This window comes from Lactobacillus melliventris, assembly GCF_013346935.1.
In the GTDB taxonomy this organism is placed as follows: Bacteria; Bacillota; Bacilli; order Lactobacillales; family Lactobacillaceae; genus Lactobacillus.
This window is the reverse complement of the sequence record NZ_JAAEEB010000010.1, coordinates 1-23429: the sequence shown is the minus strand read 5'-3', so window position 1 is coordinate 23429 and position 23429 is coordinate 1. Positions and strand designations below refer to the sequence as shown.

Annotated in this window: 22 protein-coding genes and 1 pseudogene; 20 read left to right on the top strand and 3 right to left on the bottom strand. The window is 34.6% G+C overall.

Translation table 11 applies throughout. The annotated features are described in order from the left end of the window. The first annotated feature begins 4 nt into the window (after positions 1-4). From GYV61_RS08265 to GYV61_RS08200, 14 genes are all read left to right on the top strand, one after another. Positions 5-2245, top strand: a complete 2241-nt coding sequence (locus GYV61_RS08265) for a RelA/SpoT family protein (protein WP_110446137.1) — start codon at positions 5-7, stop codon at positions 2243-2245. Continuing rightward, positions 2245-2682: a D-aminoacyl-tRNA deacylase gene (dtd, locus tag GYV61_RS08260; RefSeq protein ID WP_174795458.1), complete on the top strand. Its 438-nt coding sequence runs from the start codon at positions 2245-2247 to the stop codon at positions 2680-2682. Before GYV61_RS08265 ends, dtd begins: the two co-directional genes overlap by 1 nt. A gap of 270 nt (positions 2683-2952) precedes the next feature. Next, complete coding sequence (gene hisS, locus GYV61_RS08255) at positions 2953-4239, top strand: histidine--tRNA ligase (RefSeq protein ID WP_174795457.1); 1287 nt, start codon at positions 2953-2955, stop codon at positions 4237-4239. Positions 4240-4241: 2 nt separating this feature from the next. Beyond that, positions 4242-6092: an aspartate--tRNA ligase gene (aspS, locus tag GYV61_RS08250; RefSeq protein WP_174795456.1), complete on the top strand. Its 1851-nt coding sequence runs from the start codon at positions 4242-4244 to the stop codon at positions 6090-6092. A 166-nt stretch (positions 6093-6258) separates the two neighbouring features. Continuing rightward, the gene (locus GYV61_RS08245; RefSeq protein WP_174795455.1) at positions 6259-7743 is read left to right on the top strand and encodes a BglG family transcription antiterminator; all 1485 of its coding nucleotides are present in this window, start codon (positions 6259-6261) and stop codon (positions 7741-7743) included. Beyond that, positions 7703-8167 (top strand): PTS sugar transporter subunit IIA, encoded by a 465-nt coding sequence (locus GYV61_RS08240; RefSeq protein ID WP_174795454.1) that lies wholly within the window; start codon positions 7703-7705, stop codon positions 8165-8167. The genes GYV61_RS08245 and GYV61_RS08240 overlap by 41 nt, the downstream gene beginning before the upstream one ends. 78 nt (positions 8168-8245) lie before the next feature. Continuing rightward, the gene (locus GYV61_RS08235) at positions 8246-9190 is read left to right on the top strand and encodes a ketose-bisphosphate aldolase (protein WP_110446131.1); all 945 of its coding nucleotides are present in this window, start codon (positions 8246-8248) and stop codon (positions 9188-9190) included. 18 nt (positions 9191-9208) lie between these two features. Beyond that, positions 9209-9661: a PTS sugar transporter subunit IIA gene (locus GYV61_RS08230; protein WP_174795453.1), complete on the top strand. Its 453-nt coding sequence runs from the start codon at positions 9209-9211 to the stop codon at positions 9659-9661. Between the two features lie 18 nt (positions 9662-9679). Further along, positions 9680-9994, top strand: a complete 315-nt coding sequence (locus GYV61_RS08225) for a PTS fructose transporter subunit IIB (RefSeq protein ID WP_110446130.1) — start codon at positions 9680-9682, stop codon at positions 9992-9994. Positions 9995-10004: 10 nt separating this feature from the next. Beyond that, on the top strand, positions 10005-11093 hold the full coding sequence (locus GYV61_RS08220; RefSeq protein ID WP_174795452.1) for a PTS fructose transporter subunit IIC: 1089 nt from the start codon (positions 10005-10007) through the stop codon (positions 11091-11093). Continuing rightward, positions 11094-12080: an aldose 1-epimerase family protein gene (locus GYV61_RS08215; protein WP_174795451.1), complete on the top strand. Its 987-nt coding sequence runs from the start codon at positions 11094-11096 to the stop codon at positions 12078-12080. After that, positions 12061-12786, top strand: coding sequence for a D-lyxose/D-mannose family sugar isomerase (locus GYV61_RS08210; protein WP_174795450.1), 726 nt, complete (start codon positions 12061-12063; stop codon positions 12784-12786). The genes GYV61_RS08215 and GYV61_RS08210 overlap by 20 nt, the downstream gene beginning before the upstream one ends. Beyond that, positions 12786-14276, top strand: a complete 1491-nt coding sequence (gene xylB, locus GYV61_RS08205) for a xylulokinase (RefSeq protein ID WP_174795449.1) — start codon at positions 12786-12788, stop codon at positions 14274-14276. The genes GYV61_RS08210 and xylB overlap by 1 nt, the downstream gene beginning before the upstream one ends. 74 nt (positions 14277-14350) lie before the next feature. After that, a complete protein-coding gene (locus tag GYV61_RS08200; RefSeq protein WP_174795448.1) occupies positions 14351-14851 on the top strand; it encodes an NUDIX hydrolase in 501 nt (166 codons plus the stop codon). Between the two features lie 52 nt (positions 14852-14903). Here the strand turns inward: GYV61_RS08200 and tpx are convergent, their stop codons facing one another. Together tpx and GYV61_RS08190 are read right to left on the bottom strand one after the other, a co-directional pair. After that, on the bottom strand, positions 14904-15398 hold the full coding sequence (tpx, locus tag GYV61_RS08195; RefSeq protein WP_174795486.1) for a thiol peroxidase: 495 nt from the start codon (positions 15396-15398) through the stop codon (positions 14904-14906). 84 nt (positions 15399-15482) lie between these two features. Then, entirely contained in the window at positions 15483-16667 is a 1185-nt protein-coding gene (locus GYV61_RS08190) for an aminotransferase class I/II-fold pyridoxal phosphate-dependent enzyme (RefSeq protein WP_174795447.1), read from the bottom strand. A gap of 144 nt (positions 16668-16811) precedes the next feature. Between GYV61_RS08190 and msrB the strand changes: the two genes are divergently transcribed. Continuing rightward, positions 16812-17243, top strand: coding sequence for a peptide-methionine (R)-S-oxide reductase MsrB (gene msrB, locus GYV61_RS08185; RefSeq protein WP_046324884.1), 432 nt, complete (start codon positions 16812-16814; stop codon positions 17241-17243). A gap of 35 nt (positions 17244-17278) precedes the next feature. On the opposite strand, the pseudogene GYV61_RS08180 reads toward msrB, so the two are convergent. Then, positions 17279-18299: pseudogene (locus GYV61_RS08180) on the bottom strand (IS30 family transposase). Between the two features lie 586 nt (positions 18300-18885). Here GYV61_RS08180 and GYV61_RS08175 point away from each other — a divergent pair. From GYV61_RS08175 to GYV61_RS08155, 5 genes are all read left to right on the top strand, one after another. Continuing rightward, the gene (locus tag GYV61_RS08175; RefSeq protein ID WP_174795446.1) at positions 18886-19035 is read left to right on the top strand and encodes a hypothetical protein; all 150 of its coding nucleotides are present in this window, start codon (positions 18886-18888) and stop codon (positions 19033-19035) included. A 1149-nt stretch (positions 19036-20184) separates the two neighbouring features. Next, complete coding sequence (locus GYV61_RS08170; protein WP_174795445.1) at positions 20185-20325, top strand: hypothetical protein; 141 nt, start codon at positions 20185-20187, stop codon at positions 20323-20325. Next, positions 20322-20471: a hypothetical protein gene (locus GYV61_RS08165; RefSeq protein ID WP_174795444.1), complete on the top strand. Its 150-nt coding sequence runs from the start codon at positions 20322-20324 to the stop codon at positions 20469-20471. Before GYV61_RS08170 ends, GYV61_RS08165 begins: the two co-directional genes overlap by 4 nt. Before the next feature lie 56 nt (positions 20472-20527). Further along, on the top strand, positions 20528-21943 hold the full coding sequence (gene uxaC / locus GYV61_RS08160; protein ID WP_174795443.1) for a glucuronate isomerase: 1416 nt from the start codon (positions 20528-20530) through the stop codon (positions 21941-21943). Positions 21944-21991: 48 nt separating this feature from the next. After that, positions 21992-23287: an MFS transporter gene (locus GYV61_RS08155; RefSeq protein WP_174795442.1), complete on the top strand. Its 1296-nt coding sequence runs from the start codon at positions 21992-21994 to the stop codon at positions 23285-23287. The last annotated feature ends 142 nt before the right edge of the window (positions 23288-23429 follow it).

The window sequence follows — 23429 nt, the reverse complement described above, 5'->3', positions numbered from 1 at the left end:
TTATATGTCAAAGTACATTGAAATGACACATGAGCAGGTGATAGATACCTGTAAAAAATATATGAATGATGATCAAATTGCATTTGTCGAAAAAGCTTATGAATTTGCTGCAAACGCGCATAAAGAACAAAAAAGAGCTTCAGGACAACCCTATATTGTTCATCCTACTCAGGTTGCCGGTACACTTGCTAATTTGAGTCTTGACCCTGACACTGTCGCTGCAGGCTTTTTGCATGACACTGTAGAAGATACGCCAGTTACAAATGATGATATAAAAGAAAAATTTGGCAAAGATGTTGCCTTTATTGTTGATGGTGTTACTAAACTAAATAAATACCAGTATAAATCACACCAGGAATTTTTAGCTGAAAACCACAGGAAAATGCTAATAGCAATGGCTAAAGATATCCGGGTAATTATGGTTAAACTGGCTGATAGACTTCATAATATGCATACTTTAGAGCATCTGCGTCCCGATAAACAACGCAGAATTGCTTCAGAAACAATGGATATTTATGCACCTTTAGCAGATCGTCTGGGTATTGGAACAGTTAAATGGGAACTTGAAGATATGAGTTTTCATTATTTGAATCCTAAAGCTTATTATCGCATTGTCAATTTAATGAGCCTTAAGCGTAGTCAAAGAGAAAAATACATTCAAGATGCCATCAAGACACTTAAGGAAAGCTTGGACAGTCTGGGAATTAAATATGAGATATATGGCAGACCTAAGCACATCTATTCTATTTATAAAAAGATGGTTAACAAACATAAGGATTTTAATGAAATCTATGATTTGTTAGCTGTACGGGTTATCGTTAAAACGGTTAAGGACTGTTATGCAGTGCTAGGAGCTGTTCATACGAAATGGAAACCAATGCCTGGCCGTTTCAAAGACTATATTGCTGTTCCCAAGGTAAATGGCTACCAGTCTCTTCATACGACTATTATTGGTCCTGGCGGCCGACCACTTGAGATACAAATTAGAACTGAACAAATGCATGAAATTGCTGAATATGGTGTTGCCGCCCACTGGGCTTATAAAAGAGGTAATTTTAAGGGTGTAGAACAAACCAGTTCAAATGAAAAATTGGATATGGTGCGCGAAATTTTAGAATTAAAAGATGAAACTCAGGATGCTGATGAATTTATGAAAAGCGTTAAGAGTGAAATCTTTTCTGATCGCGTTTATGTTTTTACTCCCAAAGGTGAAGTTTATGAACTGCCAAAAGGGTCAGTAACCTTGGACTTTGCTTATGAAATTCATACTCAGGTTGGCAGTCATGCAGTAGGAGCTAAAGTTAACGGTAAATTGGTGCCTTTAGACTATAAGCTGAAAAACGGCGATGTCATTGAAATTATGACACAATCTAATGCGACGCCATCTCGTGATTGGGTTGATTTGGTTAAGACTTCCCGTGCTCGTAATAAAATTAGGCGGTATTTTAGAAACCTTGACCGGGACCACAGCATCGAGCAGGGTCAGCAAATGGTTGCCGATAAATTGCGTGATCAGGGACTTTCACCAAAAGAATTTATGTCTAAAGATCATATCGAGCCACTTTTGGAACAAATTAATTATCATACTGCTGATGAGATGTATGCCTCAATAGGCTTTGGTGATCTTTCCGCCATTGGTGTAGTTAATAGGCTGACAGCTGATATACGCCATGAAAACGAGAAAAAGAAGCAAAAGCAGCTAGAAGAAGAAATTCTTAACTCTGGGCAAAAATCTGTCTCGGAAACTACAACCACTAAAAAAGATTCTAAAGCAATGAAAATCAAGCATAAAAATGGTGTCATGATTCAAGGAATTAGTGACTTGATGCTTCATTTAGCTAAGTGTTGTAATCCCGTCCCAGGAGATGAAATTGTTGGTTACGTTACTAAGGGCCGCGGGGTGACTATTCATAGAACAGATTGCCGTAATATCGTTAATAACGATGATAGCCAGGGCAGATTGATTGAAGTTCAATGGGAAAATGTTGAAGAAAACAGTGCCCAAGCATTTAATGCCAATATTGAAGTTTTTGGTTACAATCGCGGAAAGCTGCTTACTGACGTCATCACTAAATTAAATACACTAACGCCAAATATTAATAATATTTCAGGTAAAGTTAATGAAGATAACATTGCTCATATTTATGCGACAGTTGCGGTTAATAATTCTGCACAATTAGACGGAATTTTATCAAAATTAAGAGATATTCCTGATGTTTACCAAACAAGGAGGGCTGATAATTAATGCGAGTTGTCGTCCAAAGAGTAAATAATGCCAGTGTCAAAATTGCAGGCAATACGGTTGGCCAAATTAATAAAGGCTTGTTATTGCTGGTTGGCTTAAAAGAAGGCGATGGAGTAGAGCAGATTAAAAAGGCCGCTAATAAGATAGCCAAAATGCGAATTTTTGAAGATGAAAATGGCAAAACCAATTTGGCAATTAAAGATGTTGGCGGACAAATCTTAAGCGTGAGTCAATTTACTTTATTAGCTGACACTAAAAAAGGTAATCGACCAAGTTTTATCAAAGCTATGAAACCACCAAAATCCGCGGAATTATGGGAGCAGTTTAATGAAGAGCTCAAAAAGCAGGGCTTAACTGTTGAAACCGGAGAATTTGGTGCAGATATGCAGGTTGATTTACAAAATGATGGTCCTTTTACTATTGTGTTGGATCTGTAAAAATTAGGCTTAACTGCACTACAGGTTGACTTTTTGCCTGGAAAACTATAAGCTAAAAAAGAATTATCAATGACAAAGACTGAAGTATAGTTTTTAATTTCAGAGACCGTCTGTTTTGCTGAAAAGACGGAAAATAAACTAACTGTGACCCCTTTACCAGATAATAAGCGCATCGCGAGCGTTATTCGCAGCAGGTAAAAGGTGGTACCGTGCTAATTCAGAGCGCCCTTGATTTATTCAAGGACGTTTTTTTATTAAAAGGATGATTAAATGAGAGTTCAAAGACCTAAAGGGACAGTTGATATTTTGCCAGACGAATCTGGTTCATGGGAAAAAGTAGAACAAATATTGCGTGATTTTTTTAAACAAGCAAATTACCGGGAAATTCGGACACCGAGTTTTGAAAATTATAGCGTTTTTGCTCGTTCAAGTGGTGAGACATCGGATGTCGTTGAAAAAGAAATGTATGACTTTAATGATAAAGGCGGCAGGCATATTGCTTTAAGGCCCGAGGGAACAGCTGGAGTAGTTAGAGCTTATGTAGAAGATAAACTTTATGCTCCTGAAGTGGTTAAGCCCTTAAATGTCTACTATATCGAGTCCACGTTTCGGTATGAAAGGCCTCAGGCAGGCCGCCAGCGTGAGTTCCATCAAATTGGTATAGAAAGTTTTGGCTCGGATAATCCTTTAGCTGATGTAGAAACAATCGTTTTGGCACATGATTTATTAGCCAAACTGGGTGTCAAAAATTACGAATTGCATATTAATACCTTAGGAAACGCCAAGGTTCGTCAGGATTACCATGACGCTTTAGTTAATTACTTTACACCTTTTAAAGATCAGCTTTCAGATGACTCAAAAAGGCGGTTAGAAAAAAATCCTTTACGTATTTTAGATTCCAAAGATGAACAGGATAAGCAATTTTTACCTGGTGCTCCAAGAATAATTGACTATTTAGATGAAGAATCAAAAGCAAATTTTGATCAGATTTTAGAAATGCTGGATCAATTGGACATTAGCTATGTGATAGATAATGACTTAGTTCGCGGACTTGATTATTATACTGGCGTAATTTTTGAATTTATGGTCGAAGATAAAAGTATTTGGGAATCTACCTCAACCATTTTAGGCGGTGGTCGTTATGATAACTTAGTTAAGGAATTTGACGGACCAGCCACACCCGCTGTTGGTTTTGGTATCGGAGAAGAACGGTTAATGCTGGTATTACAAAAACAAAACCCAGCATTGTTTGCAGATCAAGGCATTGATTTCTTCATTACTAATATCGGTCAAGAAACACAAATAAAAACTGTTGAAATTGCTCATTTGTTGCGTAAAAACGGACTAAAGGTACAATATGATGTTGACCAAAAGAAATTAAAGGCTCAATTTAAGAAGGCTGACAGAGCAAATGCAAAATTTGTTATTACTCTTGGCGCCAAAGAATTATCCGACGGAGTTTTAAATGTTAAGCGTCTTGCTGATGGGCAAACTTTCAGGTTCAGTTTTGGTGATCTTGAAAATATGAATGCAGTAATGAAACAATTAAAGGAATAAAAATGAAGCAAGTAGAAAAAAGAACTGATTATTGTGGTAATATTACCTCCAAATATCTTAACCAAGAAGTAAATTTATATGGTTGGGTTCAACGGGTGCGTAACCTGGGTAACTTGGTATTTATTGATTTACGCGACCGTGAAGGTATAGTTCAGATAGTCGTTAACCATGATTCGGGTCAAGACTTGATGACTACCGCTGACGCACTGGGAAATGAATTCGTTATTCAAGTTAAAGGAAAAGTAGTCAAACGCTCCAGTATTAACCCAGATATGAAGACTGGAGAAGTTGAAGTTGATGCTCAAGAAATCATTATTTTGAATAAAGCAAAGAACCCACCTTTTGAAATAAAAGATGATGTTGAAGTTGCTGAACAAACCAGATTAAAATATCGCTATTTGGATTTACGCAGACCAAGCCTGCAAAACGCGATTATTTTGCGCTCAAAAATATTGCAAGCCACGCACGAATTTTTTGATCAAAACGGCTTTATCGATATTGAAACACCAATATTAGGAAAATCTTCTCCCGAGGGAGCGCGAGACTATTTAGTTCCTTCCAGGATTTATCCGGGTAGTTTTTATGCATTACCGCAATCTCCTCAACTTTTCAAGCAGTTATTGATGGGAGCTGGCTTTGATAAATATTATCAGTTGGCAAGATGTTTTAGAGATGAAGATTTGCGCGGTGATAGACAACCCGAGTTTACTCAAATTGATATGGAAACGTCTTTTACTGATGAACAACAGGTGCAGGACTATACCGAGGGCCTGTTAAAGAAAATTATGAAAGATGTAATGGGGATTGATTTAAAAACACCTATTGCACGCATTTCTTGGACTGATTCAATGAATAAGTATGGCACTGACAAGCCTGATATTCGTTTTGGCATGCTGATTCACGATTTAAGCTCTGTGTTTAAAGATAGTGATTTTAAAGTATTTTCTAGTGCTATTGCTAATGGTGGTTTTGTCAAAGGAATTGCAGTTAGAGGCGGCGCACAAAAATATTCTCGTAAGCAAATTGAGAAAAAGCAAGACTATATTAAGCGCTATCATGCAAAGGGTCTGGCTTGGGTTAAATTTGAAGATGGAGAATTTTCTGGACCAGTTTCACGCTTTTTAACTGCTGAGAATAAATCCGCATTAATTAAAGAGTTTAATTTAAAAGGTGGGGAATTAGTAGTATTTATTGCTGATAAATGGAAAGTTTGCTGTGATTCACTTGATCACTTACGTCGTGAATTTGCAAAAGAAACTGATATTATACCTAAGCACGTATTTGATTTTATTTGGGTAGTGGACTGGCCATTATTTGAATACGATGAAGGCTTCGGTAGATGGATTGCTGCACATCATCCTTTTACAATGCCTGATGACGAAGGCATCAAGCTTCTTGATACTGAACCGCATAAGGCTCATGCGCGTAGCTACGATATAGTTATGAATGGTGACGAGCTTGGTGGGGGCTCAATACGTATTCACAAACGGTCAATTCAGGAAAAAATGTTTAAGGCTCTCGGCTTTACTAAAAAGCGTGCCTATGAACAATTTGGTTATTTGCTAGAAGCCTTGGACATGGGATTTCCACCTCATGCTGGTCTAGCCATTGGACTTGACCGTTTTGCAATGCTTCTTGCAGAAAAAGACAATATTCGTGATGTACTAGCATTTCCAAAAAACGCTAATGCATCTGAACCAATGATGCATGCTCCTGCACCTGTATCTGATCAGCAGTTAAGTGATTTAGGCATAGTTGTTGAAGATAAGTATCATGATGATGTTGCAAAGATTGAAGCTAACTTAAGTGCACAGGCTGAAAAAGACGCCGCTCAAAATACTACTTGGGATTAGCAGATTTAAAAATATATTTTTAATTAGAGCACAAGAACTGTGAAGAAATTTTCACAGCTCTTGTGCTTTTTTATTTGTCCTCATTCAATTTTGCTTGAGGACATTTTCTTATGATGTAGCGCTTTCACAGACTTATATAATAAAAAATGTCGGAAGGAGAAAAGGAATGGTTAAAGATTTGAATCAGTCCATAATCAACTATTTAAAAGTAAATCATGGTTTCAATTCTTCGGCTAAAATTTCACAAGAGTTACACGTCTCACGTAAAACAATAATTAGGAGGATCGATCAGCTAAATAAAAATTTCCCAGAAAAAATAATTGTATCAAAACGAAGTCAAGGATTTGAGTTAGTCTATCAAAATTATTTAAAGTATGATCACAGGAATTCAACTACATTTTCACAAATTAATGAACGTCAAGAAAATATTTTAACCAGACTTTTGATTGCGTCTCCTAAAGCGATTTCAATAACGGATATTATTAATAGTATATATGTTAGTGAAGCGGTAATTCAAAATGATGAAAAAATAATTGCTGCGAAGATTAGAAAATGGAATTTGTCATTAGTCCGCAAACAACGCTTTTTAAGCATCAAAGGTACCGAAAAAAATATTAGAAATGCAATTATTGAAGTCGTTTTACATGTTAACAACACAACAGAAATTAGTAGTTTACGTAATAGCATTGGAAAATATGACGATCAAGATTTTGACTTTGCATTAGAGCAATTGAAACTTGCCGTGAAGTCTTTAAACAATAATCTTCCATATCCCTATAATATTAATTTTTTTACGCATATTTATATTCTTTTAAACAGAGCCAGAACCTATAAGTCAGTAAATTATTCAGTTGAATCAAAATCAAGCATAAAAAGAAAATCGCGGGAAAATCCGGAAATTTTTAAGATATGTCATAAAATTATTCAAAATATCGAAAACTATTTAAATGTACGGCCTCTGACATTAGAGGTTGAAACATACTATCTATTTGAGTACCTGATTTCATCTCGATTAGGTGATAAAAAAAGTGAAATAACATCCGATGATCATAGATTAGCGGAGCAAGTTTCTGAAAAATACATTACTTCAGTTTCACATTTTTTAAAAACCAATTTTAGCAGATACATATTGAATGATATTAAAAATCATATTTTTTCAATGATTATTCGCTTGAAAATGCAAGTTTCATTACCAAATGCTTTATTAAATGATATTAAATTGGAATACAAGCCAGTCTTTGAGGCTACTAAATTAGCTTCTGAACAAGTAAGTCATCAATTTCATTTACCAACGATTTCTGATAATGAAACAGGCTTTATATGTCTTTACTTTGTTAAGTATTTGGAAGCTCAACCAGAAAGAAATAAGAAGGTACGTGTTTACATTATTTGTACTACAGGCATTGGCACATCAGAAATAATCTCGACCAAAATAAGAAAATTAATGCCAGAGTTAAAAGTTATCGGATTAGGTTCCAGCTTTGAGATAAAAGACATATTAAAAAAGTATAAAAATATTGATCTAATAATAAGTACAGTACCAATAACGATCAAGACCAATATACCTGTTGAATTGGTCAGTGCTTTTCTAACAAAAGAAGATGAAAAAAATGTCAGACAAGCAGTTCTCAGAATACAAAAGCAACAATGACTTTTTTATAAAAATGAATATTCACCAAAAAATAGGGAAAAAAGACCTTTTTTCGCTTATTTCACAAACTGTTGCATTTCAAAAAGGAACATCACAGGTGGGGATTTTGAAAAGTATGCAAACGAGAGAAAACCTTAAAAATACTGCTTTTGGTTATGGCATAGCATTTCCTCACATTATTTTAGAACAGGAGGTAATACCTACTTTAATAATTTGTAAGTTAACACGAAAAATAGATGAGTGGAAATGTCCGGACAATACGGCTGTAAATATTTGTTTAGTTTTGGTAATCAGCCGGAAATCTAAAAGCAATGATCAGAGAATCAAAAGAATGACTAAAATATTTCGCAAATTTGCGGATAAAAAATTCGTTATCAGAATAAGTCAGTGTCAGACAGCACAAGAAATCGAAAGATATCTATAAAGGAGAAAAACAATGAAAAGTGGACCATAAAAAGTTTGTTTTTCAGAAAATATAATTTATTAATTTTTGGAGGTAAAAATGGTTTTAGTAACAGGAAAAAGATTATTAGATGTAGCTCATAAAAATCACTTCGCAATACCAGCATACAATGCAGGATCAGGACAACTTTTCACAGCAACTCTGGAAAAATGTATTGAAGATCAAACGCCTTTTATAATGGCAATTCATCCAACCGAATTGGCATTTTTGCGTGATAACTTTGTAGGACAAGTTTTACAGGGCATCAGTAAAACTGATTTACCGATCGCTTTGCACTTAGATCATGGTGCTACCTATGAAGACTGCATACACGCTATTCATCTTGGTTTTACCAGTGTTATGATCGATTGTTCTATGAAGCCATATGATGAAAATGTAGCTATTACCAAAAAAGTAGTTGAAGCAGCTCACGCAACTGGAATATCAGTTGAAGCTGAAATTGGAACAATAGCTAATACTGGATATGACGTCAATGGCCATTTGACAAATGATGTGCATTACACCACACCTGAAATGGCAAAGGACTTTGTTGAAAAAACTAATGTTGATTCTTTGGCAATAGCAATAGGCACTGCTCATGGTCTTTATCCAAAAGATGTACAGCCTAAATTAAAGCCAGAAATTGCCAAACAAGTTTCTGAGGCTGTAGATGTACCCCTAGTTTTACATGGAGCTTCAAATAATCCTGATGATAAAATTCAAGAAGCTATTGACAATGGCATTAATAAAATAAATATCTCAAGTGATATCAAAATTGCATTTGCAACCGGTTTGCGGCACCTACTGGACAATAGTGATCCTAACGAAATGCGTGAACCAAAGCTGATGTTTCCTGAAGCAATGATTGAAGAACAAAAAGTAGTGCATCATAAGAATGAACTTTGCAAAGCAGTTAACACAACTCATTTATATTTTGAGCATGAAGAACCGGTTGAAGTACCATACAAAGTAGAAAACTTCCAAACCGAAACATTTAAAGCATAAAAACATTTGGCTTTACATATGGAAAATATTACTTCTGTTTTAGATCCTAAGGTTATAAAGATTGGCCTTAATGCTAAAAATAAGCATGAGGTTATAGTTCAATTAGCGGAACTGCTTAAAAAAGCCAATTATATTGATAAAGTTGATCCTTTTGTCAAAGATATTTACTTACGAGAAAAAGAAGGGCTAACCGGAATTGGTCAAGGCATAGCAATCCCTCATGGAAAAAGTGATGATGTTAAACATATTGGCGTTGCTATTGGTATTTTGAGCCATGGAATTGAATGGGAATCGTTAGATAATGAAAAAATTAGGATAGTGATTTTATTTGCTGTAAGCAATGATACTAATTCAGCAAAAAATCAATTAAAATTATTGTCAATATTTGCTGGCAGATTAGGACATAAGCAAGTTGTTGACAAATTAAAAAGGGCTCAATCCATTCAGGAAGTGATTGATGCTTTTAAATAATAAAGGAGATGTTGATGGATGAAAATTGTTGGTATAACAGCTTGTTCAGCTGGTATTGCTCATACGTACATAGCTAAAGAAAAAATTGAGCAGGCAGCTAAAGATTGCGGAGACACAGTTCATATAGAAACACAGGGAACTATTGGAACTGAAGATGCATTAACGCCGGAGGAAATTAAAGAAGCTGATGTTGTTTTGTTAGCAGTTGACGTAAAAATAACTGGAAGAGAAAGATTTAAAGGTAAAAAAGTCGTCCAAATTTCAACGGATACTGCGATACAAAGTCCAAATAAACTAATGAAAAAATTACATTCAGCTTTAAATATTAAATAGAGGTTTGAAAATGGCTGAAAATAAAATTATAGTCAAAATTAAAGAACCTGCCTTAACAGCAATCTCATATTTGATTCCCGTTGTTGTTGCGGGTGGATTGTTATTAGCAGTTGGTAATATCTTTGGTGGTAAAAACATTACCAACTTTACAGGTACGATCGGTGTATGGGATGCTTTCAGTACTGCAGGAAGTTTAATTCTAGGTCTTCTTCCAGTAGTTGTTTCTACAGGAGTTTCTTTTGCGATTGCTGACAAACCAGGAATTGCTCCAGGATTTCTGGTCGGTCTCATTTCAAATATGATTAAAGCCGGCTTCTTAGGCGGTTTAATCGGAGGATATGTTGCTGGCTGGTTCACAATTTTAATTGTTAAGACAATAAAGGTTCCTAATTGGGCTCAAGGTTTAATGCCAACGCTAATTATTCCGTTTTTGTCATCAATCTTGTCTGCTGCTGTCATGTTTTATATTTTAGGCGCGCCAATTGCTGAAGGCCAAAGAATCCTTACCAGATATTTGACGCAACTGCCTTCAAGTCAAAAATTCTTTTACGGTGCGATTATTGGAATTTTAGCATCAGTTGATTACGGTGGTGCTATTAATAAAACTGTTTTTGCTTTTGTGTTAGCTATGCAGGCTGAAGGCGTTAATGAACCAATCACTGTTTTAATTTTAGCTTCTATGGTAACACCTTTTGGTTTTACTTTTGCTTATTTCCTTGAAAAACTCTTTCACAAGAAGATTTATACTCAAACCGAGGTTAATACTCTGAAAACAGCATTTCCAATGGGTTTATGTGAAATAACAGAAGGCAGTTTACCAATTGTTCTAAACGATTTATGGAGATCAATAGTTTCAACTGCTTGTGGTGGTGCTATTGGAGGAGGACTTTCAATGCTATGGGGTGCGGATTCAAAAATTCCTGCTTCTGGATTATTTGCAGTCCCAACCATGTCAAAGCCTGTTCAATTCTTAATTGCTCTTCTTATAGGTAGTTTGGTTACCGGAATAGTTTTCTTTCTTTTAAAACGACCAGTTAGTGTAGAAAGTGAGAAGAAAGAAGAAAAAGATGTTGATTTAGGAGATATTAGTATAGGATAAATGAGAAGCAAGAATTCAAAAAAATATATTGGCAATCAAGCACAACTTAATTCTGTCAAATATATTCAATTTCTTGAAGGAAAGGCTACTGGATTAAAAGCTTATGAAATAGCTACAGCCAGTGGCTTTTCAATTACAATTGCATTAGACAGAGGAATGGATATAACAGAATTAAAATTAGACGGCAAGAATATATCTTTCTTATCGGCAACGGGTCTTGTAAATAGTACTTATTTTAATGAAAACAATGACAAAGGCTTTTTGCGCAATTTCAATGTTGGTTTCTTAACAACAGGCGGTTTGACATACATGGGAAGCTCTGATAATCAGCGCGGTTTACATGGTACTGTTAGCAATACACCGGCATATAATTTCAGCTATAAGATTTTTAAAGATAATATTCAAGTTGAAGGTAATATTGCTGATTCACAGATGTTTGGGCCTAATTTAATTCTACACCGTAAAATTACTGTTTATACAAACAAGACAAGTATCAGTATAGATGATGCTTTAAGAAATGCTGGAGACGAAACTGTCCCTTACATGCTTTTATACCATAACAATTTTGGCTATCCTTTTTTAACGCCCGAAACAAAAATATTTTTTCAGCCTGATGAAAGTTGTGATCGTAAGTATCATAAAATTAAAGGTGAATACCCTTTTAGACTGAAAGAACCTGAAATGGGCAAACCTGAGCAAGTGTATTTTCATACGTTAAAAAAATCTGAATATAGTTTAATTAGTCCAGAAACAGGCCTTTCTTTAAAAGTTAAATTTAGTAGTAAAACACTCCCCGTATTGAATGAATGGCGTTTGGAACGAAATCAAAACTATGTTTTAGGATTAGAGCCAGGTACAAATGATGTAAATGGCTTTATTCAGGCTAATAAAAATAACAAATTAAAATACATAAAACCGGATGAAATAGTTAAATTTAACTTGAAATTTGATTTTAGTGAGGTCAAAAATGAAAAGATCACAAATTAATAGAATTCTGCAAAAAGATATTTCTTTTGCAAAAGAAAAACAAGTGTATTTTCCAAAATTTGCAAGTTGGAATATTGATAATTGGACTAACTTAGAGGAAAAATATCGCGAAATTGTAGATAATATGCTAGGCTGGGATGTAACTGATTTTGGCAGCAATGATTTTACTAAATACGGCTTGGTTGCATTCACATTTAGAAATGGTAATTATGATCATACTGATGTTTACCCTAAACCCTATTGTGAGAAGATTTTATTCTTAGAAGAAGGGCAAGAACTACCATACCATTTTCATAAATTAAAAGAAGAAGATACTATTAATCGTGGTGGAGGAAATTTATTAATCAGAGTATGGAATTCAACTGAAACAGGTGAGTTTGATCGAGAAAAAGAGGTTAAAATAGTTAAGGATGGAGAAAAACTTGTAGTTCCAGCTGGAACAACTATCAAATTGGAGCCGGGTGAAAGTTTGACTGCTACACCTGGAATTTATCATAAATGGAATGTTGAAGCAGGAACTGGTAAAGTTATGGCCTGGGAAGTTTCTAAAACAAATAATGATAATTTGGATAACAATTTTTATAAACCTATTCCTCGAATACCTGAAATAGAGGAAGATGAACTCCCTTACCGCTTGTTATTTGGTGATTATCCCATTTGGTCCAAAAAACTAAATTTTCAATTTAACCCTTATAAAAATAAATAATGGAAAGATATGTATTAGGAATAGACTTAGGCACTAGTGCAGTGAAAGTTAGTTGCCTAGATCATTCAGGAAAAATAATAGATCAAGAAAAAGAAAATTATCCAGTCTATAATTCAGCTGAAGGTTTTAGTGAGCAAAATCCTAACGATTGGGTTCAAGGCACTTTAGAAGCCATTAAAAAAATCATGATCAAGATAAGAAATCTTGCAAAAATCGATGGAATATCATTTTCTGGACAAATGCATAGCCTGGTAATTTTGGATAAAAATAAAGAAATTATTCGACCAGCAATATTATGGAACGATGGCAGGACAGCAGCTGAAGCTAAGTATATAAACGAAAATTTCGGTAAAAAAATAGTAGAAATTACTGGCAATAAGGCTACTGCTGGTTTTACTTTGCCTAAGTTATTATGGTTACAAAAAAATGAACCAAATAATTTTGCTAGGATTAGATACTTCATGATGCCCAAAGATTATGTCAGATATAAAATGACTGGCAAAATAAACACTGATTATTCAGATGCTACGGGAACAATAATGTTGGATATTGCACATGATTGCTGGAGCAATGAAATTTTGAATTTTTTTAAAGTTCCTAGATATTATTGTCCCGAACTGGTAAATTCTACAGATTTTATTGGATTGCCCTTGCATGAAGTTTGTGGAAAGACAGGTTTAAATCAGGACGCGAAAATATTTGCTGGGGGAGGGGATAATGCTGTAGCTGCGATTGGTTCTGGTATTCTGAATTCACAAAATATACTGTGTAGTATTGGTACTTCAGGAGTAGTTTTGGCTGATGAGAAAAGTCCTCACACACCCTATGAAGGAACTTTGCAAATGGAGCACCATGCAATACCTGAACACTTTTATTCAATGGGAGTTACTTTAGCAGCGGGTGAATCTTTAAGTTGGTTTAAGAATACTTTCTTTCCTCAGAAATCTTTTAGTGATTTACTTTTGATGGCGCAAAAGTCAGATTTAGGTGCAAATAAATTATTTTTCACGCCCTATATTAATGGAGAAAGGACTCCCTATTCAGATTCTTTCATTCGTGGAAGCTTTACAGGAATAAGTAATACATCAACGAAAAATGATTTTTGCCGAGCCGTCATAGAAGGTATTACCTACAGCTTACAGGATTTAATATCAATTTATGAGCAAAATAATAAAACTATTTATAATATTATTTCTATTGGTGGTGGTGCAAAAAGTAAATTTTGGCTGAAACTACAGGCTGATGTCTTCGGTAAAAATATTGTTGCATTAAAGAATGAACAGGGACCTGGAATTGGTGCCGCTATGATTGCAGCAATGGGGTGCCGTTGGTTTAAAGACTGGAATAGCTGCATCAATGTATTTGTAAAATATAATGAAATTATTGCGCCAGATCCACATAACACCGCACTTTATAAAAAATACTATCATTTATATCATAAGATATATAATTCTATTGCTCCTCTGGCCAGAGCTGCAACTAGGCTCTAAATAAAATTGCTTTGAGTATTAAATGATGAGAGAATTATTATTCAGTTATTATTTTTATACTAGGAGGATAATTTATGACGGATAAATTTCATCGTGCTTTCGGGTGTTATGGTATTATTGGTGATCAACAAAGTTTAGTTGTTATCAAAAAAGAGGGTGGGCCTTATATAAATCGGTATGACTTGCCGGGCGGTAGTTTGGAAGATGGGGAGCCATTAGACCATACGGTTAAGCGAGAAGTTAAGGAAGAAACTGGATTAATTGTGCAAGACTATGACCAAATTGGTGTTACCTCATTTAGATATCCTTGGGACTATGAACAATGGCATTTTAATCAACATATCTGTGTTTTTTATAAAATCAATAAGTTTTGTGGTAATTTACAAACTACAGTTAAACAGTTTACGGGGCAAGATTCTTTAGGGGCTGTATCAGTTCCTCTAGAACAGCTCAATCTGGCAAATTCATCGCCTTTGGCATTAAAAGCAAAAGAGATTTTGTTAAAGCCGGATAAGGTTGACTTAGCAGACCAAACTTTTGCTAATTGGATTGTACTAGATCACCCAGTTTTTTAAACTAAAAAAGCGGTTAAGGAAAATTTCCTTAACCGCTTCTGTTTATTCATATTTACCGCAAATTCTGTAAAAATGCAAGTGCTTTTGCATAGTTAGGTTCATTGGTTAACTCATGAATAAGTTCTTGGTACAAGACTTTTCTATTTGCATCTACAATCCAGATACTTCTAGAATCAAATTTCGTATCGTCAATAAATAAACCCATTTTTTTGCCAAAGTCAAAACTCTCATCTGACAAAAGCTCCATTTTTGATACACCCTCTGCAGCACACCAATTTTTCTGTTCTTCTGGAGTATTGGTGGAAACAGTATAGAAATTAATACCATCAAAGTTATCGACTTCGCTGTTAAAGCGTTTAGTAGAAATACTGCAAACGCTAGTATTGATGTTAGGGACTACACTAATCAGTGTAACCTTATTAACCAAATCAGTGCTTGATGCAACTGCACCATCAGACTTTTTTACCTTAAAATCTGGTAGTTGTTCACCAATTTTGATTGGTTCTCCATTAGTTGACAGCGGCTCACTTTTCATTGTTACTTGCATAATCATTACCCTTTCTCAAAAATAAAAACAATTACCATTTCAAGTTTAACCTATCAAAGAATAGTAACTCAATAAATCAGCTTTTTAATTGCTTTGAGTATAACTACTGATACGTTTAATAGCTTCTTTTAAGTTTTCTTCAGATGAAGCATAGGATAAGCGCACATATCCTTGACCGCCAGCACCAAAATAACTGCCAGGTGTTACCCCAACTTTGGCTTTTTCAGCTAAATCACTGGCAAACGCCACATCATCACAGCCAAACTTACTGGGAATTTTAGCAAAAATATAAAATGCCCCTTCAGGAGTAGCCATAGTGTAGCCATTTTTCTCAAGTCCATCCTGAAGCAGATGCATGCGTTTTTGATATTTTTCTCGCGCGGCAACATAGTCCTGATCTCCATAATTCAAAGCCTCTGTGGCAGCTGCTTGAACATTGTCAGTCACTGCGGAAATTAAAAATGAGTTCACCTTTATCATTGATTTCATTAACTCAGCAGGTCCAGCTATATAGCCTATACGCCAGCCAGTCATGGCAACACTTTTTGAAAGCCCCGATAATAAAACAGTTCTTTCAGGAATGAATTGTGTCAATGAATAATGCTTTTTTTGACCATAAATTAATTCAGCATAGATTTCATCACTGACAGCAAAAATGTCGTATTTAGTAATGACAGCTGCTAATTCTTGCAAGTTTTTCTTTGAATAAACTCGTCCTGTTGGGTTAGACGGATCAGTGATAATAACAGCCTTTGCGCCTTTTCCTTCATTTTCCAAAGTTTCCGTTAATTTTTTTGGAGTTAAAAGAAAATGATCATTAGAAGTATCTACTTGAACTGGAATTCCGCCAGCCATTTTAATGATTCCAAAGTAGACCCCCCAAACAGGGGTAGGTACGATTATTTTTTCACCAGGATTAAGTAAAGTCATGGCGGCGATATTCAATCCTTCAGAAACTCCAACCGTAGCACAGATTTCACTTTTGGGATCATATGTAACACCTAAGCTTTTTGCTAGATATTTGCTAACAGCTTCCAGGTATTTTTCTTTTCCAGCTTCAGGAGCATAATGAGAGTCATCATTTTTAATGTCCTCAATTGCCGCTCTTTTTATGTGTTCTGGGGTATTTAAGTCAGGTTCACCAATAGTCAATTTTATAATTCCAGGTATTGTGGAAATTTTTTGATTGAAGGATCTGATCGCTGGATTAGGTATACTACTAATTTTCGAATTAATTTTTGTTGATAAATTTTTTGCTAATGTTGGCATAAAAAGAACCTTCCTTTTTTTATTGAAACCATATTATAACCCAGTATGTTTCTAAATAAAATTAAGAAAAAGTGTTTTTTATAAAGTTTTAGTTTAGTGTGTTATCCCAAATTTTGTTATAGTTAATTAAGGAGCGTGAGATAAATGGATCAAGATCAAAAAGCCAAAAGGCTAAAAGAACTAACACCAGACCAATTTCAAGTTACTCAAGAAGCAGCAACAGATTATCCTTTTAGAGGAAAATATGATGATTTTTACCAAAAAGGAATCTACGTTGATATTGTCTCAGGAGAGCCTTTGTTTTCAAGCGAAGATAAATATGATGCGGGTTGCGGGTGGCCTAGTTTTACCCGGCCAATCAAGAAATTGGTTTATCACCGTGATCAATCACACAATATGGAAAGAACTGAAGTTAAGAGTCCAGAAGGTGATTCACATTTGGGACATGTCTTTGATGATGGACCCAGTGATAAAGGAGGGCTCAGATATTGCATTAACTCCTCTGCTTTAGACTTTATTCCTTTTGATCAATTGGAACAAAGAGGATATGGTGAATACCGTAAACTTTTTAAATAATAAAAAACGAAAATTGCAATTTTAAGTTGAACACCCTACTTGATCTGATAGATGCAATCTAATCTTCTTTCATATAATTCATCGGGTGTGTGGTAGGCTAAGATTTTGCGGGGCAGGTTATTGCACCATTCCTCAATGCCATAGATTTGCCTTAAGTCATAATCCTTGATGGACTTGCCTTTGGGAATGAAGCGGCCGGTTGTGCCGCTCAACCTCGCCCTTCTCACAAGAAGTATAAGGGTGCGCGTAGTAGACCAGCGTCTGCGCTGCTTCTTCTAAACTGGGCTAAATCCGCAAACTCAGAACCATTATCGGTGGTAATGGTCTTAAAGACTTCGTGCCAGTGTTCCTGGTATTGGCTGCGCAATGTTTTAAAGGCCGCCATCACGCTGGCAGCCGTCTTATCCTTAATCGGGATAATCATGAATTTGCGGGTCATGCGTTCATACAGGGTCAAGAGAGCCTGGTCATCTTTAGTTTTATGTCCTAAAACTAAGTCGCACTCCCAGTGGCCAAACTCGCGGCGCTGGTTAATAGCAGCAGGCCGTTCACTAATACTGCGGCCCAATCTGCGTTTATGCTGGCGTACCTGTTTAGCTTTCGTCTTGCGGCTTAAGCATTCGGGCAGATCTGTCGTCTTAACCCATAATAAACCACGTTCTACATAATGATAAAGCGCCTTGGTGCAGACCGTTTCATTCCGGGTAAAGGCGCCGCTGGCTAAGGCGCGACCGGCGCAGGCATCAAGCGACCAGTCCTGCTTGAAGAAGTGCTGTTCAACGTACTTAATGAAGCGAGTTTTGGCTAGAAAAGCTTGCTTACGGCTGCAGTTTAAGTGCCTTATCTGGTAGCGTCTTTGCGTTTCCTGAGCATCGTAGCGGTAACGTTTGCCGTGTGATAGAGTGCAATCTGACCGCGTTCAAGCTCGTACTTGAGAACAGTTGAGGGCACGGGCAATTTGACGCAGGGACTGGCCTTGGCTGCGTAAAACTTGGATAATTACGCGGTCTGTTGGCCCTTTTGGTGAGTAGATATGGTAGAATTAAGGGAGTTCATTGGAAACTTCTTTCTAGAATTAGGTTGGTAATTACATTCTATCAGAGAAGTCCAATGGACTTTTTTCATTTTCTAATCACGGCAAGTGTTCAACTTCATTTTACAATTTACCAAATAATAAAAATTAGAATTTGCTTCAATAAAAGACGACTATCTAGTCGTCTTTTTATATAAAATAAACCACTAACTTTAATTAATTGAAACTTAATAGTTATCTAAATCCTTTGTCAAATGATTTATAATTTAAAAATTAAAATTAGTAAAAACGTTAAAAATCATAATTTTAAAACTAAAAAAAAATATTTTTTAATAAAAAACTATAATTAGTATTATAACTATATATATAAAAAATAGGACTTTTTTAGTTGAAAACTATTTGAATTTTACATTTTTTAAATTTCATTTAAATTATAAAAATAAAAAATACTATATAACATAATTGCTCTTGTAAAGTTTATTTCTATTTATTTCATATTGACATTATTTAAGAAAGCGAATACATTATATATAGAAATTGATATATTAGTATATCAAAATCTGATATATTGATTTTGAAATTTTTTTAGTTGGAAGGGGGACTGCTTTAATGGTTAAACTGACTGATAATTACTTGCAACAAGCAGATAAATATACTACGGCAGGTATTAAATTGCCACAGCATGATCAAGAAGTAATTAATAAGAACACACAGAGATCACCAGTAGGTGTTCATTTTGGCGATGGAAATCTTTTTTGATGTTTTCATGCCGAGGTTGCTCAAAAATTATTAGATCAATGAAAAACTCAGTTTTGGAATAGTTGAAACTTATGATGATCAAATAATTAAGAGTATTTATCACGCCTATAGTAGTCGGATTTTAAACGTTACGTTGAAAAGTGATGGCTTTTTTCTAAAAAACTATTGGCTAGTGTTTGTGCAAGCGCTTATTTTAACCTTGATAATGAAGGAGATTGGCAATAATTGACGAAGGTTTTAAAAATCCAACACTACAATTTGCTACTTTTTCTGTTATTAAAAAGTGATATGGGCCAACAGACATTACTTTAATAGCAATTTACCTGATTTGGCTCAAAGTGATAATAATGTTGGACTTAATAAGCCTCAGACTAATATCGAATCTGAAGCTTACTTGTTATATATGCGTTATGAAAATATTGAATTCCTATTGCTATGATCTCAACTTATAATTTTTCTCAAAATGATGAGAAACTAAAAAGCTATTATGACTGTTGCACAAGAATGGAAGAAAATGGTTTAGTAGAAGATGATTCATCAGTTATCTTAAAATTGTCATTAAGTTGCATCTTCTAAAGTATGATTGACTGAATTAATCCTAATTCTGATAAAAAAGCTGCTAAACTTTTACAAAATAATTGTTTTAATGATTTTCAATTAATTCATACTTCTAAACATCCAAATATTGTTCCATTTGGTATTACCAAAGAAGCTCATTATTAGTAAACGAAGATTACTTTTCTAACGGTCGATCCCATTAGAGGAAGCGGCGTTTTATTGACCAATCGTGAAACTTTTAAATGACTCTAATCAAATGAAAGTTACCGCTTGCTTAAAGCCAATTACATTCAGCGTTAGCTATTTTTGGTTGCTTATTAGAATTAATTTAAATTTTAGGTTATAAAAAAGATTTGCTTGTAGTGAAAGTTTCAAAATTATAAATCCTAAAAATTTTATTTTTCAATTGATCGATAAACGATTACCAAACTAAAATATTCCAGATACTTTCCAAAGAATAGCTAGTGATGCCTCATAAAAATTAAAAATCTTTATGTTGTTACTATTCAAAATTAAATTGATAATTCAAATTTCAGTGTAAAAGAACTAAAAATTATACTGTTAATTATGGCTGGATGATGTCGCTATCTAATGGGAATTGATGATCAAGGTAAAAAGTTTACTTTAAGTCGGGACTTTATGTTAGATCAATTAAAACCACCTGTTTCTAAACATGAAAAAGGTAGTAAAGAAGATATTCATAAACACTTGGAGACAATTTCGAGAATTTGAAAATAATTGGGAATAATCTCTATTCTATTGGTTTAGGTTCAAAAGTTGAAAACTACGTTAGCAAAATGATTACCAAGACTGGTGCTGTCAGTCAAGCAATTAAACAAACAGTTGAAGAATATAGAAAGAATATTTATAATGTTTGATTTTTCAACAAACTGCAAGAAGTTATTCACTATTAAGAAAAAGTAAAGGGGAACAGATGACATTTTTAGATAAAGATTTTTTATTAACCACTGATACTGCAAAGATATTGTTTCATGAACATGCTGAAAAAATGCCAATCATAGACTATCACTGTCATTTAGATCCTAAAGATATATATGAAAATAAGAATTATCCTAATTTAACAAGGATTTGGTTGAATGATAATAAATTTGGAGATCACTATAAATGGCGTTTGGAACGAACTAATGGAGTATCAGAAAAATTCATTACTGGAAATGGTGATGAATATCAAAAATTAATTGAGTGGGCTAAGACTGTTGAGAAAGCAATTGGAAATCCATTATATGAGTGGACTAACTTGGAACTAAAGCGATTCTTTAAAATTGAGTTGCCTTTTACTGTAAAAAACGTTCCTGTTATTTGGGAAAAAACTAATCAGCTTTTACAAACAGAAAATTTTAAGCCTCGTAATCTAATTAGAAGTGCAAATGTTAAAGTAGTTTGTACAACAGATGATCCTGTCTCTGATTTACATTATCATAAGTTGCTGGCACGAGATGAAAAAGAAAATGGTTTTAAAGTATTGCCAGCAATGAGACCTGATAAATTAATCTGTATTAACCAAGGGAACTTTAATACGTATTTGAATGAGTTAAGCTCTAGATCGGGTGTAAAAATTACTGACTTTGATTCTATCATAACCGCTTTGAATCAGCGCTTTCAATACTTTGATTCAATGGGTGGTCGTTTATCAGACCATGGTTTAAATAATTATTATTTTGTTAAATTAGATAAGAATAAAGTCAATCAAATAATACAAAAAGCCCGAATAGATAATAAGTGCCTCAATGATGAAGAAGTTTATGGATACCAGACAGCAGTTCTGGAAGCATTGATGCATTTAAATAAAAAGTATAACTGGACAATGCAGTATCACATTAACGTATTGCGTGACGGCAATCCAACAATGTTTAAAAAATTAGGTGCTAATACCGGTTTCGATTCGATGGGCAGCCAACCAGGGATTGCAAATGAAATAATGAAATTATTTGCGGATAACGAAGACAACATTCCTAAAACAATGCTATATTCTTCTAATCCAAATGATTGGATGGAGTTGGCAACTGGCATGCAATCCTTTCAAGGTGAAGGTATTCAAAAACTACAGTTAGGTTGTGCCTGGTGGTTTAATGATACGCGAGAAGGTATGCGAAAGCAGCTTAATATTATGGCTCAACAAAGCCTATTAGCCAATTTTGTAGGTATGTTAACAGATTCAAGAAGTTTTTTATCATATTCACGTCATGAATATTTTAGACGCGTATTATGTGAACTTATTGGTGAATGGGTAGCTAGAGGACAAGTAATTGATGACTATGATTATTTAGGCAAAATTGTAGAAGATATTTCTTACAATAATGCTGCAAATTATTTTGGATTTTTTAAATAAAATTTATTAAATTTTAAGAAAAATATTTATAACTAGGAGATGATTTTCATGGTTCAGAACGATGATTCTGAAAATGATAAAAGTGAATCAGCAGTAGGAGATATAGCAAATGCTGCAGTAAAAGATGAGGAACAACCTAAAGTTCCGCTTATGGTGGCTTTTGCGATGTTTTTAGCACCTTTATGTTGGTTTGGACCTATTGGATCAACACGTAGTGTTTTGATTCCACAATTATTTGCCCAACTAGACCCATCAAAAAAAGTTTGGGCAGTAGGTATTTTGGCAACTGTAGCATCAATTACAGGTGCAATTTCTAATCTGCTTTTTGGAGCTTTTTCTGATGTTACTCGGTCTAGATTTGGTAAGCGTAAGCCGTATATAGTTATTGGCACTATTGTTATTGCTGCTTCTTTATGTGTAATTGCTAATATGAAATCGATCACTGCTATCATATTAATTTGGGTTATAGCAGCTGTAGCAGAAAATGCAATCGCCGCAGCTATATATCCACAAATTTCAGATAGAGTTGCACCGAAATGGAGAGGAACAGTTTCAACATTTTATGGTGTTGGTTTTACTATTGCTCAACAAGGTTTTGCTTTACTTGCAGCTCAATTTTTAGGCAACGTAAAATTTGGTATTTACACTATGGCCGGATTTACAGTAATTTTGATGATTATTCATGAACTGTTAATACAAGAAAAAGGCAATCTTAATGAGCCTAAAGTAAAATTTGATAGAGATTCTCTTAAAAAGTATTTCTTTATACCAACTCATGGTGCACGAGATTTTTATTTAGCTCTTGTAGGTAAATTCTTTATGGTAGTTGGTTCAACTATCGTAACGACATTTTTATTGTTTCTTTTTACAGATTATATTGGTCAATCTACCAAAGCTGCTGCAAATTCCATTTCTATCTTTTCAACTATTATGCTAGTAATTGGTGTGTTTTTTGCACTTATAGGTGGGCCTTTAGCAGATAAGTTAAAAAAAGTTAAAACTCCAGTAGTTATCGCCACGATTGCATTGGGTGTAGCGGCTTTATTCCCATTATTTGCAAAAACAGCTTGGGCAATGTTTACCTATGCTGTGATTGCTGCTTTTGGTAATGGGTTATATAACTCGGTTGATGGAGCTCTTAATATGGATGTTTTACCTTCATCAGATACAGCAGGCAAAGATTTAGGATTAATTAATTTAGCAAATACATTGGGTCAAATGTTGGGTGCTATGGTTGCTTCTGCAATTGTTTCAGCTTTTGGCTATGGTGCTATATTTATTTTTGCAGTATGTATGGAAATGATAGGTGCAATTTGTATTGCTTTAATTAAAAGAGTTCATTAAATGAAACCAGGAAGAAAAATTATGTCAAATATTAATAAATCGAATCAATTTTCGCAAGAATTTTGGACAGTCACAGCTGGTGATCTTTCGCAGAAGCGTACGCCTTTAAATACGCCGCAATTACAGGACAACGTTCAAAAGG

Excerpts from the sequence above, each read along its gene's own strand:
- GYV61_RS08265 (WP_110446137.1), top strand. The coding sequence starts at position 5 with ATGTCAAAGTACATTGAAATGACACATGAGCAGGTGATAGATACCTGT.
- dtd (WP_174795458.1), top strand. The coding sequence starts at position 2,245 with ATGCGAGTTGTCGTCCAAAGAGTAAATAATGCCAGTGTCAAAATTGCA.
- hisS (WP_174795457.1), top strand. The coding sequence starts at position 2,953 with ATGAGAGTTCAAAGACCTAAAGGGACAGTTGATATTTTGCCAGACGAA.
- aspS (WP_174795456.1), top strand. The coding sequence starts at position 4,242 with ATGAAGCAAGTAGAAAAAAGAACTGATTATTGTGGTAATATTACCTCC.
- GYV61_RS08245 (WP_174795455.1), top strand. The coding sequence starts at position 6,259 with ATGGTTAAAGATTTGAATCAGTCCATAATCAACTATTTAAAAGTAAAT.
- GYV61_RS08240 (WP_174795454.1), top strand. The coding sequence starts at position 7,703 with ATGTCAGACAAGCAGTTCTCAGAATACAAAAGCAACAATGACTTTTTT.
- GYV61_RS08235 (WP_110446131.1), top strand. The coding sequence starts at position 8,246 with ATGGTTTTAGTAACAGGAAAAAGATTATTAGATGTAGCTCATAAAAAT.
- GYV61_RS08230 (WP_174795453.1), top strand. The coding sequence starts at position 9,209 with ATGGAAAATATTACTTCTGTTTTAGATCCTAAGGTTATAAAGATTGGC.
- GYV61_RS08225 (WP_110446130.1), top strand. The coding sequence starts at position 9,680 with ATGAAAATTGTTGGTATAACAGCTTGTTCAGCTGGTATTGCTCATACG.
- GYV61_RS08220 (WP_174795452.1), top strand. The coding sequence starts at position 10,005 with ATGGCTGAAAATAAAATTATAGTCAAAATTAAAGAACCTGCCTTAACA.
- GYV61_RS08215 (WP_174795451.1), top strand. The coding sequence starts at position 11,094 with ATGAGAAGCAAGAATTCAAAAAAATATATTGGCAATCAAGCACAACTT.
- GYV61_RS08210 (WP_174795450.1), top strand. The coding sequence starts at position 12,061 with ATGAAAAGATCACAAATTAATAGAATTCTGCAAAAAGATATTTCTTTT.
- xylB (WP_174795449.1), top strand. The coding sequence starts at position 12,786 with ATGGAAAGATATGTATTAGGAATAGACTTAGGCACTAGTGCAGTGAAA.
- GYV61_RS08200 (WP_174795448.1), top strand. The coding sequence starts at position 14,351 with ATGACGGATAAATTTCATCGTGCTTTCGGGTGTTATGGTATTATTGGT.
- tpx (WP_174795486.1), bottom strand. The coding sequence starts at position 15,398 with ATGCAAGTAACAATGAAAAGTGAGCCGCTGTCAACTAATGGAGAACCA.
- GYV61_RS08190 (WP_174795447.1), bottom strand. The coding sequence starts at position 16,667 with ATGCCAACATTAGCAAAAAATTTATCAACAAAAATTAATTCGAAAATT.
- msrB (WP_046324884.1), top strand. The coding sequence starts at position 16,812 with ATGGATCAAGATCAAAAAGCCAAAAGGCTAAAAGAACTAACACCAGAC.
- GYV61_RS08175 (WP_174795446.1), top strand. The coding sequence starts at position 18,886 with ATGGTTAAACTGACTGATAATTACTTGCAACAAGCAGATAAATATACT.
- GYV61_RS08170 (WP_174795445.1), top strand. The coding sequence starts at position 20,185 with ATGGGAATTGATGATCAAGGTAAAAAGTTTACTTTAAGTCGGGACTTT.
- uxaC (WP_174795443.1), top strand. The coding sequence starts at position 20,528 with ATGACATTTTTAGATAAAGATTTTTTATTAACCACTGATACTGCAAAG.
- GYV61_RS08155 (WP_174795442.1), top strand. The coding sequence starts at position 21,992 with ATGGTTCAGAACGATGATTCTGAAAATGATAAAAGTGAATCAGCAGTA.